Annotated in this window: 14 protein-coding genes; 1 reads left to right on the top strand and 13 read right to left on the bottom strand. The window is 44.6% G+C overall.

What is annotated here, in order from left to right; translation table 11 throughout:
• Positions 1–7: 7 nt before the first annotated feature.
• The 8 genes from IAQ59_RS12255 to IAQ59_RS12220 all read right to left on the bottom strand — a co-directional run bounded on the left by IAQ59_RS12255 (position 8) and on the right by IAQ59_RS12220 (position 9,512).
• Complete coding sequence (locus IAQ59_RS12255) at positions 8–1,399, bottom strand: sensor histidine kinase (RefSeq protein WP_209331110.1); 1,392 nt, start codon at positions 1,397–1,399, stop codon at positions 8–10.
• Positions 1,399–2,064 carry a response regulator transcription factor gene (locus IAQ59_RS12250; RefSeq protein WP_209331109.1) on the bottom strand — a complete coding sequence of 222 codons (666 nt, stop codon included), beginning with the start codon at positions 2,062–2,064 and terminating at the stop codon, positions 1,399–1,401. The genes IAQ59_RS12255 and IAQ59_RS12250 overlap by 1 nt, the downstream gene beginning before the upstream one ends.
• A gap of 94 nt (positions 2,065–2,158) precedes the next feature.
• Positions 2,159–3,598, bottom strand: a complete 1,440-nt coding sequence (locus tag IAQ59_RS12245) for a TolC family protein (RefSeq protein WP_245189574.1) — start codon at positions 3,596–3,598, stop codon at positions 2,159–2,161.
• On the bottom strand, positions 3,588–6,833 hold the full coding sequence (locus IAQ59_RS12240; protein ID WP_209331108.1) for an efflux RND transporter permease subunit: 3,246 nt from the start codon (positions 6,831–6,833) through the stop codon (positions 3,588–3,590). The genes IAQ59_RS12245 and IAQ59_RS12240 overlap by 11 nt, the downstream gene beginning before the upstream one ends.
• A 24-nt stretch (positions 6,834–6,857) precedes the next feature.
• Entirely contained in the window at positions 6,858–7,946 is a 1,089-nt protein-coding gene (locus IAQ59_RS12235) for an efflux RND transporter periplasmic adaptor subunit (RefSeq protein ID WP_209331107.1), read from the bottom strand.
• Positions 7,947–8,149: 203 nt separating this feature from the next.
• Positions 8,150–8,554, bottom strand: coding sequence for a hypothetical protein (locus IAQ59_RS12230; protein ID WP_209331106.1), 405 nt, complete (start codon positions 8,552–8,554; stop codon positions 8,150–8,152).
• Positions 8,555–8,742: 188 nt separating this feature from the next.
• Positions 8,743–8,949 carry a helix-turn-helix domain-containing protein gene (locus IAQ59_RS12225; RefSeq protein ID WP_209331105.1) on the bottom strand — a complete coding sequence of 69 codons (207 nt, stop codon included), beginning with the start codon at positions 8,947–8,949 and terminating at the stop codon, positions 8,743–8,745.
• 2 nt (positions 8,950–8,951) lie between these two features.
• Entirely contained in the window at positions 8,952–9,512 is a 561-nt protein-coding gene (locus IAQ59_RS12220) for a DUF2975 domain-containing protein (RefSeq protein ID WP_209331104.1), read from the bottom strand.
• Positions 9,513–9,757: 245 nt separating this feature from the next.
• Between IAQ59_RS12220 and IAQ59_RS12215 the strand changes: the two genes are divergently transcribed.
• Positions 9,758–10,498, top strand: coding sequence for an energy transducer TonB (locus IAQ59_RS12215; protein WP_209331103.1), 741 nt, complete (start codon positions 9,758–9,760; stop codon positions 10,496–10,498).
• Positions 10,499–10,588: 90 nt separating this feature from the next.
• Here the strand turns inward: IAQ59_RS12215 and cydB are convergent, their stop codons facing one another.
• From cydB to IAQ59_RS12190, 5 genes are all read right to left on the bottom strand, one after another.
• On the bottom strand, positions 10,589–11,626 hold the full coding sequence (gene cydB, locus IAQ59_RS12210; protein ID WP_209331102.1) for a cytochrome d ubiquinol oxidase subunit II: 1,038 nt from the start codon (positions 11,624–11,626) through the stop codon (positions 10,589–10,591).
• Between the two features lie 6 nt (positions 11,627–11,632).
• Entirely contained in the window at positions 11,633–13,012 is a 1,380-nt protein-coding gene (locus tag IAQ59_RS12205; RefSeq protein WP_209331101.1) for a cytochrome ubiquinol oxidase subunit I, read from the bottom strand.
• A gap of 202 nt (positions 13,013–13,214) precedes the next feature.
• Positions 13,215–13,679: a thioredoxin family protein gene (locus IAQ59_RS12200; RefSeq protein ID WP_245189573.1), complete on the bottom strand. Its 465-nt coding sequence runs from the start codon at positions 13,677–13,679 to the stop codon at positions 13,215–13,217.
• Positions 13,676–16,042 (bottom strand): TonB-dependent receptor, encoded by a 2,367-nt coding sequence (locus IAQ59_RS12195; protein WP_209331100.1) that lies wholly within the window; start codon positions 16,040–16,042, stop codon positions 13,676–13,678. The genes IAQ59_RS12200 and IAQ59_RS12195 overlap by 4 nt, the downstream gene beginning before the upstream one ends.
• A 120-nt stretch (positions 16,043–16,162) precedes the next feature.
• Entirely contained in the window at positions 16,163–16,564 is a 402-nt protein-coding gene (locus IAQ59_RS12190; RefSeq protein ID WP_209331099.1) for a hypothetical protein, read from the bottom strand.
• Positions 16,565–16,888: the final 324 nt, after the last annotated feature.

The following is a 16,888-nucleotide window of genomic DNA, read 5'->3' as shown; positions in this document are numbered from 1 at the left end:
GATTTGCTTAAGATTGCAGAAGGGGTTTAGAAAAAAGCAACGTGAACGTGGTGCCATTTCCTTTTTGACTCTTTATACGGGTTTCCAATTTGAGGTCATTGCATAGCTTTTTGACTATCGATAGGCCCAGACCGACTCCTTGAATTCTTCCTAACCGGGTACTGTCTCCCCTGAAAAACGGATTGAAAACCATGGCTACTTGTGCTGCATCGATGCCGATCCCATCGTCACAAATGTCAACTTCAATGCCATTTGGCGATTCCTTCAATCGAACCCGCACAGGGAATTCCTTTGGAGAATATTTGAGGGCATTTTCGAAAAGATTGTGAAAAATGATGGAAAGTGCCTTTTCGTTTGATAATACATAGATTGGCTTCCCAAGCTGATTTTCAATAAGGATCTCTCGATTGGCTTGCACTTCCTGTATATGCCTCACTGAATCCTGAATCAAGTAGGTCAGATCCACTTCATGCAGCGTTATCTTTTCCTTTTCCAGTCTAGCCAGTATCAATAACTGGTCTAGTATATCAATCATTTCATTGATTTTATCCAAGCCTGTATGGATTTTGGATACATATTCTTCCGGGCTTCTTGGTTTGCGTACCAAGACCTCAAAGTTTCCCTTCAGAACAGCCAATGGCGTGCGCAGTTCGTGCGAGGCATCTGAGGTGAATTGTTGCTCTCTCTCCATGGCGTTCTCGAGTCTTTCCAAAAGTTTGTTGATGGCAACCGACAATTCCATGATTTCATCCTGATGCTTGGGCTGAGGAATACGTTGATTCAGGTTTTGACGGGAAATATTTTTGGCCTTTTCCGTGATATCAAGAATTGGCTGAATGCTTTTCCCGGCTAAAAATCTCAAAATCAGAAATAGGGATAGGAGGATAAATGGGAATAAAAGAAAGAGAATCTTTTGGAGGTTTCTCAATAGCCGGCTTTCATTTTCAAAAGAGGTAGCTACCAACAGGTATCCCACCGTTTCTTCTTTTCTTTTTAGGCCGATTTGCATTTGCCGGACATCAATTTCATCAAATCTGACGTTATAGCCTTGGTTTGGATTGGAAAAGTCCGGCCTAAAAATAAGGTGATTCTTGCCCAGGTTAGGTGATTTGTCCAAGGAAACACCTTGTGCATTGACAATTTCTATAAAAATGGGATTGAATTGGACCTGTTGATGTTCTCTTTCTTCCCACTCTCCCTTGTGGATAAATCGCACAGCTTGGTCGACAATGGAAATCTGACCTTGGTGCTCCTTGGTTTCGTTGGATAGGCTTTCATCAACGCTTTTCAATATAGTCCAATGAACAACCAAATAAATCAACAGGAATGCCATCAGCACAATCAACGCAGAGGCCGTGATAAGGCGGAGTGAAATTCTGTTTTTATAGTTCAGTGTCATTATTCTTGGGCCATGTAGCCTATACCTCGGATAGTCTGAATATAATTGTCCTCTTTATTGAAGCCCAGTTTTTTTCGCAGAGAATTGATAAAAACGTCAATCACCCCGGTATCGTAATCAAAATGCATGTCCCAGACAGTTTCTATGATTCTGCTTCGCCTGCAAGCTCTTCCCTTATTTCTGATCAAGTATTCCAAGAGAGCGAATTCCTTTTGGGTAAGTACGATCTCCTTACCTTCCTTTTCGACTCTATGATGATCTGTATATAAGGTAATTGGCCCCAATGTAAAGGTGGATTGCTCTCCGGTGGAGGACCGGAGCTGCACCCTTATCCTCGCTATAAGTTCCTCAAAATGAAACGGTTTCCGAATGAAATCATTGGCGCCCTGCTGAAGCGCAAAAACGGCTTCCTCAGGTGTATCTTTTGCCGTTAGAAAGATGATCGGAGTATGTGGAAATTGTTTTCTGAAATTTCTGATCAGTTCAATTCCACTGATTCCAGGAAGCATCCAGTCCACCAATAGTAAATCATAATCTCCATTTAAGGCCAGTTCCAGTCCCTCGTTTCCATTTTCAGCCACATCTACGGAAAAGGACTCTTCTTCCAGTCCCTGCTTAAGGAAACCCGAAATCCCCGGCTCGTCTTCAATAATTAGAATCTTCATTTCATCAAAAATGGCTTTTTCTTCGAAATAATTTACCGCTTCGACTTTAAAAAGCCAAGTAAGTTAAAGAAAACTTACTTGGCTTTTCATTTGATCAATTCAGCTGCCATCCTCCTCCCAAAGCTCGGTATATATTTACTTTGGCATTTAGCTGCTTGGATTTGATTTCAACCAACTCTATTTTGGCCTCCAGTGCCTCCCGCTGGGTCAGCAATACTTCTGCATAGTCCGCCCTTGCGGAGTTGAATAGGTTGTTGGCGATCCCAATGGATTGCTTGAGCAGTTCCACCTCCCTGTTTTTGGTTTCATAACTTTTGGAAAAGTTGGCCAATTTAGAAACCTGGTTCAATACGTCCACATAGGCATTCAGGATGGTTTGTTCGTAGTGGTATATCGCTTGCAGCTGTTGGGCATTGGCACTGTAGTAGGCCGCTTTAATCGCATTTCTGTTGAGGAGTGGTGCCATCAGATCTCCCGCCAAGTTGTAAAAGAGGGATTCCGGATTGATCAGGAACTTGGGATTAAATGCCTGAAAACCAACTCCCGAGGATATGCCTAAAGAAGGATAGAAGTTGGCACGGGCTACCTCTACATCCAATTTGGTAGCTGCCAACTCAAATTCCGCCTGTTTAATATCCGGCCGATTGGTCAATAACTCAGCTGGTAATCCTGTCTCAATGGCCTCTACTTGGATATTCATAAAGTCAGCTGCGTTGCGTGCTACCTTGCTTGGGAACCTCGCTGTAAGGAAGTTTATGCGGTTCTCCGTTTCAACTATCCGTTGCTTCAGCTCATATTGCAGGTTCTGCGTGTTCAATAGTTGAGCTTCAAAGCGGTTTACGGCCAATTGGGTAAGCCTTGCGGCATCTTTCTGCTGCCGGACTACCCTTAAGGCACTGGATTGAATATCCCTATTTTGGTTGATGATCTCCAGCAGGTTATCCAATGCGAGCAATTCATAATAGGCATCTGCGATTTCGGCTATCAGGTTGGTTACCATGAAGTTTCTCCCTTCCACACTTGCCAGGTACCGGTTCAATGCTGATTTTTTGGCATTCCTTAGCCGTTTCCAAATGTCCACCTCCCAGCTTGCCGAAGCTCCTAGCCATAAGTCGGAGAATGGTTCCGGAAACGCTTTCCCCGGTTTAATCTCAAGTTGCTCCTCCAAGGCCCCAAATCGGGTGTAATGGCCTACCTTATCTGTAGCAGTTCCCGCCCCAATGTGGACAAAGGGTAAATATTCTCCCTTCCTTGTGCGGATTTCATTGCGGCTTATTTCAATTTCCTGCATCAGGATGTTCAATTCCTGGTTATTGGCCAAGGCGGTGTCAATCAGTGCAATCAGGTGCCGGTCTGAAAAGTATTCCCTCCAGTTGGTACTGGAAAGACCGCCTTGCGCACTTAGGGAATCCAAATAGCTCTCCGGAACAAACTTATTTTCCGTTTTGGTGGCTATCTGCGGGGTTTTACAGCCCCAAAGGGCAAACATCAGTATTCCGCCCCAAATGAATAGGATTTTTGGCTTAAATTTCATCTTGCTTGTTTTTTCGTTGTGCAGCGTTAAGAACTACCCTGAGTTTTTTGATTTTTTTGATCAGGGATGCTTCAGATCTGTTTTCTACAAAATCTTCAGACAACGGGTTCTCATCCTCTCCCTGAATCAGTTTTCGGCCCTCCGCCATTCTTCCGAAGACATAGTAAAGTCCGGGTACTATGATGACACCGAAGATGGTACCCAACAGCATGCCGCCCAAAGCGGAGGAGCCGATTGTCCTATTTCCAATCGCACCAGCGCCCGTAGCACGGACAAGTGGTATCAAACCTGCGATGAAGGCAAAGGAGGTCATCAGGATGGGCCTAAACCTCACTTTGGCTCCTTCGATGGCCGCGGCCAAAACCGTTGCACCCTGATTGTGTTTTTGAACGGCGAACTCTACGATCAACACGGCGTTTTTTCCCAGCAGACCGACCAGCATGATCAATCCAATCTGCGCGTAGATATCATTGGCAAGTCCCATCATCTTTAACAAAAGGAAGGACCCAAACACACCCGCTGGAAGTGAAAGCACGACAGATAGGGGTAGGATGAAACTTTCATATTGGGAGGCCAATACGAGATAAACGAAGATCAACACCACCACAAAAATGTATATGGCCTCATTTCCCCTGCTTGCTTCATCGTAAGAAAGTCCCTCCCAAGCAATATCATAGCCCACTGGCAGATTTTGTGCGGCAACTTCCCGAATAGCGTCTATGGCATCTCCAGTCGTATATCCCGGAGCCGGCACCCCTCTAATGGAAGAAGAAGTGTATAGGTTGAAACGCGTGATCTCATTCGGCCCTTGGGTTTTTTTGAGGGTAATAAATGAAGAATAAGGCACCATTTCCTCCTTGTCATTTTTTACATACAGATCCAGGATGTCCGAGGGCAGTTTTCGGTATTCAGGGCTAGACTGAGTATAGACCTTAAAGAAGGTATTGAAACGGGTAAATCCCTGTTCGTAGGTGCTACCGATCAAGACGTTCAGGTTTTCCATCGCTGTTCCGATAGAAACGCCTTTTTGCATGGCCTTTTCATTGTCTATTTCTATTTCATACTGCGGATAATTGGCTGCATAGAAAGTGAAAAGACCACTCAGTTCGTTGCGCTTGCCCAAAGCATCCATGAATGCTATGTTGACCTGATCGAACTCTTGGTAATCAACCGAAGGATTTTTATCCAACAGTCGTAGGGAAAACCCGTCTGATGATCCATAGCCCGGAACCGCGGGTGGCTCAAAATATTCCACTACTGCGCCGAGATCTTGGGTTTTTTCTTCCAGTTCTTCGATGATTTCCTTAACGGAATGCTTCCTATCGTCCCAGTCTTTCAAATTGATCAAACAGGTACCGGCATTGGAACCCCTACCTTCGGTCAAAATTTCATACCCTGCCAAAGAAGTCACTGATTGAATGTCTTCAATTTCTTCGGCCAAGGCCTGCAATTGCTTGGACACATCGTTGGTTCGTTCCAAGGTACTTCCCGGAGGAGTTTGTATGATGGCATATATCTGACCCTGATCCTCGTTGGGGATAAATCCCGTTGGAAGGGCTTGGTTAATACCGAAAATGCCAAAACCGAACGCTGCCAAAAGCCCAAAAGTCACCACCCGTCTGTTGACGATTAGTTCCAGAAGCCTGCTGTACCTGCCGGTAAGTTTTTCAAAGGTTCTGTTAAACCAATCAATGAAAATGCTGATAGGGGTTTTTCGTTTTGGCTTACCATGGGTGTTTTTCAAAATCATGGCACAGAGTACAGGAGTCAGGGTAAGCGCTACAATTCCGGACAAAATAATCGCACTGGCCATGGTGATGGAAAACTGCCTGTAAAATACCCCCACTGGCCCGGTCATAAACGCAATTGGAACAAAAACAGCCGTCATAATTAAAGTGATCGCTATGATAGCTCCACTGATTTCACCCAATACTTTTTTGACCGCTTGATAAGGTTTCAGGTGCTCCTCCTCCATTTTTGCATGCACGGCCTCTACCACGACGATGGCATCGTCCACCACAATTCCAATCGCCAATACCAAGGCAAATAGGGTGATGAGGTTGATCGTCAGCCCAAAAAGCTGCATAAATACAAATGCGCCTATCAAGGAAACCGGAACGGCAATAATCGGAATTAAGGTTGACCTCCAATCCCCAAGGAAAATAAACACCACCAAGGCTACCAGGATGAACGCCTCAATCAAGGTATGCATGACCTTGTCGATGGAAGCATTTACAAACTTGGATACGTCATAATTGATTTCATAATCCATCCCGGGAGGAAAGTCAGCTTTTAGCTCATCGAGTTTTTCCTTAGTCTTGGCAATTACGGCACTGGCGTTTGTCCCAAAGTTTTGTTTCAATACAATAGAAGCAGAAGGATACCCGTCTTTGTTGGAGTAGATGTCAAAGAATTCACTGCCCAGTTCTATCTCGGCCAGCTCTTTTAATTTCAAAATTTCTCCCTCCGGAGTCGCTCTTACAATGATGTTTTCATACTCTTCCGGCTTATTAAATCTGCCTTTGTAAGTAAGTGTAAACTCCAAGGATTGGGCGGTTTTGCCAGAGGCTTGGCCTAATCGTCCTGGACGGCCGATGATACTTTGCTCCTCCATAGCTTCCAACACCTCTTCTGTAGATACATTGTAGGCCCGCATCCTATCTGGCTTTAGCCAAATACGCATGGCATACGTTCTGCTACCGAGGATTTGCGCCCGTCCCATGCCACTTATCCGCTGTAGTTCCGGAATTACGTTGACGTTGGCATAGTTATAGAGAAATTTTTCATCCGCGTTTTTATCCGTGCTGTAGAGGTTTACATACATCAACATACTAGGCTGTATGGGCGTAATGATGATCCCCTCCCGCTGTACCAAAGGAGGTAGATTGTTCATAATGGCATCCACCCTGGTTTTGACGTTCACTACTGCTGCATTGGGATCTGTACCCGGTTCAAAGATAATTTGAACCGTGGCTTCACCGGCGCTTGTTGCATCAGACGTAATATACTGCATACCCTGCACACCATTGATGGCACGCTCCAGTGGAATCAGCGTTGATTCTACCAATACCTGGGCGCTAGCACCGGGATAGGCGATGAAAATATTAACCCTTGGAGGGGCAATATCTGGAAACTGGGAGACCGGTCTTGTGTTGATGGCCAGTATGCCCAGAAATACGATCGCCAAAGAAATCGATATAGCCAGGACAGGTCGTTGAATAAATTTACCAAACATCTTGTTTCGATTTAGGGGCCCTACTTACTCGGCATATAGCTGATGCAGTTCAGCAATGATTTTGGACATTTCCGTAAAATGGAAATGAATTTTTTGCCCACTCTTCACTTTTCGAAGTCCCTCAACCAGAATCTTGTCGCCTGCTGCGAGGCCTTCACGAACCACATATAAATGGGGCATTTCCGACCCCACCTTGATTTCTCTGGCTTGGACTATTCCATCCTCATCGACTACATAGACATATTTTCTGTCCAAAACCTCAAAAGTGGCCTTTTGGGGGACTAGCAGGGCGTTTGGCAGGTCTACGGGCATCAAGATATTTCCGGTCTGCCCATTTCTCAAGATGCCTTTTGGGTTTTCAAACGTTGCCCTAAAAGCGATATTTCCGGTTTCGTTGTTGAAGTCCGCCTCGATGGTTTCGACTTTACCATCTAGCTCGTAAAGTTGATTATTGGCAAGACGTAGGCTTACCGGAGTAGGTGCTGAAGGTTTGGGTTTCGTGGCGTAATCAAAATATTCTGCCTCCGGCACGTTAAAATACACCCAAATGGTCCGGTTGTCAGACAGGGTGGTCAGTAACTCCCCTTCGTCTACCAAACTCCCCAAACGGACTTCATTGAATCTGCCTACAATGCCGTCAAAAGGAGCCTTTACTTCGGTAAAACCTAAGTGGGCACTGGCTAATGCCAGCTCCGCTTTGGCGACTTCAAGCGTTGCCTTCGCCAAGGCAAGCTCATTTTTGGAAACTATCCCACTATCGGCGAGCGCTTTGGTATTTTGGAACTCAATATCCGCAAAGGAGACTTCTGCCGCCGCCTTGGCTCTTTCGGCTTGGTAAATGATCGGCAGGATCTGGAAGAGAACCTGACCTTTTTTAACGGCTTGTCCTTCATCTACATAGACCTTTTGAAGGTATCCCTTCTCCAAGGCTCTCAATTCAATGTGCTGAATGGAACGGATTTGGCTGACGTATTCGTGATGGATCACAGTATCCTTTTGGATAGGACTGGTAATCATGAAATTGCCCGCTTCGTGTTTTTCCGTGTGGGCATGCTGATTGCAGCTCGTTAGTTGGATTGCTATAATCCAAATGAGCGAAAAATAAATTTTCATCTTTCTATAATTGTTTTGAAGTTGCCACAACTTATCCCGGTTTATCGGAATGCCTGCCTGTTCTGTAGGCAGGCCCGATTTCGTTAGTGTGTTGATTAATTGATAAAAGGGAAATAAGGGCATTCAACCTCACCGGAAGTTACCTTCGCAAGGGAATGACTGTAAAACTACTGCTGGAGTAGAAAATAGGGTGGAAGAAAAATTCAGCTTAACTCGCTCCTCCACGTGTGGAAGAGAACATACAGCTTGGGTTTAAAAATCGAGAGGACTTTCCGGTTTATAGCATTGCTTCTAGCCTGAAATTCCTGATTTAATAGTTTAAGACGAAGCTGACCGGAAGATAAAAAGTAGTCAAGCGATTCGGTATCTTCTACCTCGGACTCACCTTCTTGCTGACTTTCGTTTTCCTTTCCGACCGGTAGGTCAGACGGAAATTGATCTTCTGATTCATGGGCAGAAATCAGTACATAGCCTTGATTACTAAATGCATCCACTGAAAAAAGACTGCCTTCCGAGACAGGCAATCCGATCAACATGGCCAAGATAAAAATATGCCACGCCCCCGAAGTGGTGATCAGTGAAAGGAATAAACGCTTTAAGTGGTTCATCTACAGGGTATATCCTTGGCGATATAATGCAAAGGTAAAGGAAATAATTCTAAAAAATCAAAAAAGATTTTTGACTTCATCGTGTTGGGGTAACTAGTCTGTTAGCAAGGGTCCATACGCTATTTTGCGGTATTTGCTAACCACATAGTACCAAATCGGTAGGTGACATGAATGGAACAGGGGTGCCCTTATTCTGCAATATACTCCAATATATCACCGGGTTGGCAGTCCAATGCTTTACAGATCGCTTCCAAGGTGGTAAACCTGACAGCCTTCGCTTTGCCTGTTTTCAGGATGGATAGGTTGGAGAGGGTTATATCTACCTTTTCGGAGAGCTCGTTTAAAGACATCTTCCGTTTCGCCATCATGACGTCCAAATTTACGACTATCGGCATAGTTAGACTGTTAAATCGTTATCAGCCTGAATCTCTACACCCCGCTTGAAGACCAACGCAATGGCATAGATCACTGCGCCCATGATTAAATACTCAAAGGCACCTCCCAAGAATCCGCCAACAGCAGGGCTATGCATTGTTTGGGACGATAACCATTTTAGATAACCTGACGTCACGATAATCAAAAGGCCCACCTGTACAGTAACTTCCCCAATTCGGGAAATAAGAACAGACACCTCCCTGCTAAAGGGATGAACCAGGTCAATCTTCAGGAAAATACGGATCACCAAAAGGAAAATATAGGCTTTAGCCACCAAAATTCCCAGCAGTAAAGACATGGCCGCTAGGTAATACCCCGTATGCCATTCCCGAAGGACCGACATATCCAAGCCCTTGTACAGGTTTTGTGCCACCAAGGGATCATAAAGGCTATATACTGTGGTGAACAACAAGGCCCCTGCCTTGATACATAATCCGATAAAAATGCCCCAAATCACAACGGTGAGCAACATCAGTAGGGGTTGATTCTCCCATTTACTTTTCCAAGCTTCTTTTCGGTTCATATGCGTTAGCTTTTTGATTAAACAAATATCAGCAAATATTTATTAAAATACAATAAATATTTATTTTTAGTAGAAAATTTACGCTTTTCAAAACCTTACTCGTTGCCAATAATTGCGAATAAGAAACCCTATCCTGAACCCCTTTCAGAAGGCATTGGCTACGCGGTAGAAATAAGTTTATAGTTGGAATTTTGTTCTTTTAGGACTAGTTTAGGGATATGATTAGTTCGTGGAAATTTTTCGGCTTGGCATTATGCCTTGGATTTTTGGGGTTTGCCGGTAACGCCGAAGCGCAGGAAAGAAAAATCATCCACCTAGATATGCATTTTTTGCCCACAGAATCTGGAGCGGATGATCACACCTACAGCAAAATCGTGACTGTCTCCTCCGAAGGAGAATTGGTAGAAAAAACCTATGACCTGAATTATGCGCTGGTTTCGGTGAAAAAATCACTCTTCGAGGAGTCGGTACCAGATGAGCCGCTTTGGGAGGAAGAAACCCATTATTCCGTGGATGGTGCCCCTGTTTATACGCAGTTCAACTACAGGAAGGACAATGCCAAACATACCAAAGTAGTGGTGGAAGAAATAGTGGTGCTGGACCTGGTTTGTAATGGTTCAATGCCCTGCGAAGGTACCTTTGTAGCACCTAGCGGAGAAGAGGAAACGGTAGACAGAGATATTTTTAAACCTAGTTTACCTAGCGTTAAGGTTTGGCAGGAATTTTTAGGCAAAAATCTTTCCTATCCCCAATCTGCCATAAATACGCGGACAGAAGGAGAAATCTGGATTGGACTGAGAATTGATGAGGAGGGGAAATTAGTGGAACGTTTCATTTTAAACCGTGAATCCTCAGACCCTAGTTTGGTCAAAGAAGTGGAGCGGGTATTGGAGCGGTACACTGGGGGCTTCGTTCCCGCCCGTACCATTTATGGGAATCCAACAACTGCCTGGTTATACCTTCCGATTCGGTTTAGATTAGGGTAGGAGGGTTCCTTTTGCTTTTTTGAGGCGTTTCACGAGCTGGATCTGTTCCTCAGATGATTCGATTATATAAGTGCGCTATCGAAGATCGCGCTAATACCCTTCTGACTCGGCATCCACCCTTCCCCAGAAAGTGCGGTACACGAAATAGCTGTATAAAGCCACCAATGGCCCACCTACCGCTACAAATCCCATCATAATTTTAAGCGTTTTTGTTGACGCAGCAGCGTTGTAGATAGTGATACTATTTTCAGTCACGTCATTGGACCAGAGCAACGTTGGATACAGTTCAAAAGCTACGATCACTAATAGTAAGGCGATGGTTAGACTAGTAAAAACAAAGGCCCAACCATACTTTTCCCTGCTTGCAAGCCTAGGGACGTTGGCGATACTTAAAAATGCCAAAACGGGAATGGTAAATAAGACCTTGTTTGCTTTAAACTCCGATAGCAGATGATCGAGCGTGTATAAACCGTAGGCCGTCGTGATTAAATAAGAGACGATAAAGAAAGCCATCCCCTTATTCAAAAACCCCTGAACTCTGCTGTATAACTGCCCCTTGGTTTTCAACAATAAATAAACGGCTCCATGCATCATAAAGAGCGCAAGACTGGTCATACCCACTAACACAGAAAAAGGGTTTAAGAACTCAAAGAATCCTTTGCCGATGTATTCAAAATTCTCATCCAATGGCATGCCGTGGAGTATGTTTCCCAATACTACGCCGAGTAAAAAGGCCAGCATGATACTCGATATGGAATAAGCCCAATCCCACATTCTTCTCCACCAGAGCATCTCTTCCATGTTTCTAAACTTGATGGAGATCCCTCTAAAAATGATAAATAAAAGGAATAAAATAAACGGGGTGTACATGGCTGAAAACAAGGTGCCATACAAAACCGGAAACCCAGCAAACAAGGTTCCACCACCTATAACCAACCACACCTCATTGCCATGCCAGGTAGGGTCTATCGCCTTTAAGGCGGTCTCCCGACTGCTGTCTCTCTTAAAAAACATATGCCATGCCCCGGCTCCGAAATCAAAGCCATCCAAAATCGCATAGCCAGAAAACAGTCCTCCAACAACCAAAAACCACCAGGTAGGATAATCCAATCCAAATAACGTCTCCATCGCTCCTTAGTTTTTTGAAATTACCTTTACAATCTCGTTGCTCAAACTGCCTTCATCAAAATCAATTTCGCTTGAAGGACCTTTTTGTATGGCTTTGTTCATCAAATACAGGAAAAGCAAAAAAAGGATAGCATATACAACAAAGAACAGTATCAAGGAAAATAAAACCTGATTGGCCTGAACGCTTTTTGAGAGGGCATCTGACGTTCTAAGTAGTCCATACACCACCCACGGCTGCCGACCCATTTCTGCGGCAAACCAACCAAACTGATTGGCCAATTGAGGCAAAATGGCTGTAAAAACAAAGGTCCATAAAAGCCATTTTCGCTCGAAGAGTTTACCCCGTTTCCATTGCAGCAACGCAAATAGACTCAGTGCAATTAAAAACATTCCGATGGCGACCATCAAGTGATAAAACTGAAAAACGGCATTCACCTGAGAGGGTCTATCGGCTTCCGGAAAGGCGTTGAGGCCCGTAACCGGTGCGTTGAAATCCTGGTGGATCATAAATGACAGACCACCAGGCAGTCCGAGACCGGTTACCTTTTGGCTTTTTTTATCTACCCACCCAAACAGGTACAGATCTGCCGGTGCGCTAGCATCAAAATGCCCTTCCATGGCCGCTAACTTAGCAGGTTGGTTTACGGAGACACCTTCTGCTGAATGATGTCCGGTAACTAGTTGCGCTAACGAACTTACAGCAGCCACAACCAACGTGATTTTAAATGCCCTTTGGGACATCAAAACAAACCGACCTTTGAGTATGAAATAGGCATGCACACTTAGGATCAGAAAGCTACCGGCAAGAAAAGCGCCAAGCCAGACATGGGTAATTCGGTCTACCGAAGACGGATTAAAAACCATTGCCCAGAAATCTGTGATTTCGGCTCGTGCCTGCAGGCCTTCGCCAACAATATGGTAACCAGCCGGTGTTTGCTGCCAAGAATTAGCTACTACAATCCAAACAGCCGAAAACATGGATCCCAGAAAAACGGCCCATGTGGCTACGAGGTGAATCGCCGGCTTTACCTTATGCCAACCAAAAAGCAGTACCCCTAATGCACTGCTTTCCAGTGCAAATGCAAAGATGCCTTCCGCAGCCAATGCGCTTCCAAAGATATCCCCTACATACCGGGAATAGGTAGCCCAGTTGGTGCCAAACTCAAATTCCATCACAATCCCCGTAACTACGCCAATCCCAAAGGTGATCGCAAAAATCTTGGTCCAAAATTTTGCCAATACTTCGTACTCAACTTTTTTGGTGCGGAAATAAATGCTTTCAAAAACGACCATCAAAAGTCCTATACCTATACTTAGCGGAGGGTAGATGTAATGAAAGGCTACGGTAAAGGCAAACTGTATACGAGATAAAATTTCTACATCCATAAGCTATTTGTCAAAATCACGCCCTAGTTCCACTCGCTCACCCAACAAAAAAAAAGCGTTTTACTTGAATCGTTGCGCTGCATTCTCAAGAGTCCGGGTAAATATAACGGATTCATTCAGGTGGTCGAGTGACATGAGTTACAAAATATAGACTTGAGGGGAATAAATCTTCTTTTCGTAAACGGACTAAAAAAGCGACGACCTACCTATGCGACGATAACAATGTATACAGTGACTTGGAATCCAAATAAGAATTAATTTTTTTTCTTATAAAAAATCGCTCATCCAATAGAATGATGAGAGGAGGGGCGAATGCCTTTTGCTCTCCGCTAAATAACAGGGCGATATCATGAAAGGGAGTTCTCGATTTTTTTAAATTCCGATTTGAAAAACGCTTCCCGTCAAACAGCACATCTTCCGGATATTCGGCATCAAACTTCACCGCATAATAATGCTCCGAAAGTTCTGTAGAGATGATCTCTTTGGTAAACACCTCGGCTTCCATCTTTCGACAATAAGAGCACCAATCGGTTTGGAAATAGAGGAATACCGGCTTTGGATTAGCCCGAAGTGAATCCTCCAGTTGCTCAAAATCCAACCAATAATCCTGAGCAGGTACATACCTGCTCAGGACCAACACCATCAACGTCATTAAAACAGATTTCATGGAAGCAAATTACCGATTTTTAATCCCATAAAAAACGTTCTAGGCCTCATTGGCCCAAATACATAATCTGAATCTCTCGTCGGTCCGGTGCTAAAATCCCGTTGGAAACTATCGAACACATTTTGCACTCCTCCATTAAGCTCCAAGCTGAATTTGTTTTTGAGCTGCCACTTATAGGCCATTCTTAAATTGGCATCGATAAACGTGGGGGTTTCAGTCAATTCGATGAACGCGTCGTCGTTGACTACCAAAGGTGCTACCATCGAGCCGGTATAGGTTCCAGTGACATCCAACGTAAAAGCCTTGTTTGGGGTCCAATTGGCTGCCAAAAAACCGTAAGTATTGGGCGTTCTAATAAATTCTGAAACGGTGATTGCGGGAAATTCCACCGATCCTTCCTCTGGCTCGAACAAGACCTCATCCTCATCATACAAGGCGTTTTGAAGCGTTCCGCCAAGCTGAAAAGATAGGTAACGGGAAGGCGAAATCGTGTACTCCAGGTTTACACCTGAAACGGTCGCCCCACTTCCATTTCTCGTTTCTTCCAAAAAGGAACCATTAGCCTGCTGTCCGATATTTACCCGCTGAAATTGGTTGTTCAGCTTGGTATAAAATCCCTCGATAAGAAAATTACTTTGGATAAGTCCGGTATTGCTTCCGAAATTAAGGGAGGCTGTGAACGCATCGGAAGTCTCCATTCCAAGTTCATCAGATAAAATAACAAAGCGCTGCTCTCCACCAACGGAGGAAATGTGCAAATCCTCATCAAAGGCCTGAGGAGCCCTGAATCCTCTGGCGTATCCCCCCCGCAATTGTGCTCCAGGGATCAACTCATACAGTACGGTAAACCTTGGGCTCCAGATACCTCGATTAAAATCCACATCACGGATGAGGTCACCGATCTCGTAGAGTCCATCCACATCGACTACATCATACCTTGTTCCCATAAAAAGCGTCAACCGATCCATGGCCTTCCACTCAAACTGGCCATAAAAGCCAACAGAATGTACATTCTGATCGATCAGCTTCTCGTATCCCGCAATTTCATCCTTTACCGAATTCCCTTGGTATTCTACGCCTCCCACAAAAACATTCCTGCCGGTAAAGTTGTGGGTAAATTGGGTTCCCAAAACCCCTGCAAAATCATTTGTAAGCCCATACGCACTGGCAGCCGCAACACTGTCTTCCAGTGTTCGTGCACCACCTAAGCCGCCATAAAAGCTCCTTCTAACACCCGAAAGCAAACTACCATAAGTTGACACTTTTGTCTTTCTATCTGTACTGAATTGATCGTATGTGAGTCCCACATTGACGATATGGTGATCCAATTGCTCCGCGATATCCGTTAAATGGGGTGGTAAATCGAGCTGATCACCTCCTCTTCTGAATTCGTCTATGGCATTGATATCCAGGGTGAGCTTGCTGAGTTCCGTGGGCTTATAAAACGCCTTGGTACCAAAGGTTAGGTTCTTTAACTGAACGATCTCGGTGAACCCATCACCGTCGGCATCAAATCCACCCCGATCCCGCTTCATTCCGTAAAACGTCACCCCGCTGTTGAGGTCTTCACTTACCACCGAGCCATTAAAATTAAGGGTATTGTCCGGAATATCTCCCCTCATCAATCCAACGTTTGAACCAATCTGCCAGGAATTTTCTACTGGTTCTTTGGTTATAATATTAACGGTACCGGCAATGGCATTGGAACCAAACAATGCGGAACCTCCACTTCGAACCACCTCCACACGCTCTATGGTATTGGCCGGAATCATTTCAAGCCCGTACACGCCAGTCAAGGTACTGAATATCGGTCGGCTATTGATCAAAATTTGTGAGTATGGGCCCTCTAGGCCGTTCATTCGCAACTGGGTAAACCCACAGTTTTGGCAGTTGGACTCAACCCGTATGCCCGGCTGATAACTCAGTCCCTCGACCATTGATACCGATTGGGTCGCATTCAGGATTTTTGAGCCTACTACCGATACCACACTCGGTGCGTCCTCTCTGTCCAACTCGTAGCGACTGCTGCTGACCACTACCTCGTTAAGGCCTATTCTGTCTTGGTTTATTTCTTTGGAAAATTCTGTGGTTTCTCCAGCCTCGACACGTAGATCCACGACTGTCGTTGCAAAACCCAGTGCCCGAATCTGAAGCTTGTAATTGCCTGCGGGAATATTTGCAATACTGAATTTCCCGTCAAAATCGGTCACTGCGCCCAAATTAGTGCCTTGCAGCATCAGGGTGGCCTGAACGACCGGACCTTCCTGACTGGTTAAAATTCCTCTTAAACTCCCGGTTTGTTGAGCCATTAATGAACTAACCGAGATTAACAGCATGCTTATAATCAAAATATATCTTTCCATGATCGTTTTGGTAAATAGGTAATACAAAGTGACGTTTCACCTTACCAGATGAATCGTAAGTGGGTAGGAATTAAGCAGCACCAATGCGGAAAAATGCATTGGTAGCAAGCGAAGCTGCCATTAGGTGCTTATCGAATATTCAAAATGGGGTGCAAAGCAGGGGGGACCCCTGACGTCATGAAAGCATGTATGCTCGCTTAGGAAAAAGTTAAAACTTCCAGGAAAATACTTCAAAACTTCCGAGCCCTCTCTGTGGATGCCAAACTCAAAAAAAGCCAATTCCAGTGCCGGAGTATTGTAGATTAGGTCGTATAATGCGTACTCCTCATTGGAATGGGTATCCCGCTCTTTGTTGTCTTCATCCGCCGAACCTATAGCGGAAGGGTGGGCATGTAGCGCCACCAAACGTCCGTTTTTCCAATGGGAATGTAAAAAGAAACTGCTGTTGCACAGAGCCAAAAAGTAAACCAGCATGAATATGCCAAATCCAATTCGCCTACGGAGTGGAAGTACATTTTTCACAGTTGCCGGTTTAAGCTATGGTAACTAGTTAAAATTCAAATTGTTTGAAGGTACCTTGGATGCGGTGGCCATGGGAATAGCGTTTGATTGCCGAGAAATCCCTCCTTGGACCAATCGAATGCACAAAAATAAAAAAATGAAACAAAGTTGCAATAAATTCTTTGGGTGAAACTGTTTGGCAATTTGATTTTTACATAGATAGAAGCAATGAGGGTGTAAGGCAGGTCACAAGCATGGCAATCAACCTGTAGGGAGGGAAGTATCACTTTAACCCGCATTATTCAGTAGGAATTTAAAATCGGTTAAAAATCTTTGAAAATTCTT

Origin of the sequence: Lunatimonas salinarum, assembly GCF_017811155.1 — a bacterium.
Lineage (GTDB): Bacteria > Bacteroidota > Bacteroidia > Cytophagales > Cyclobacteriaceae > Lunatimonas > Lunatimonas salinarum.
Note: the sequence above shows the minus strand (reverse complement) of the source record. Positions and strands in the feature narration are given on the sequence as shown.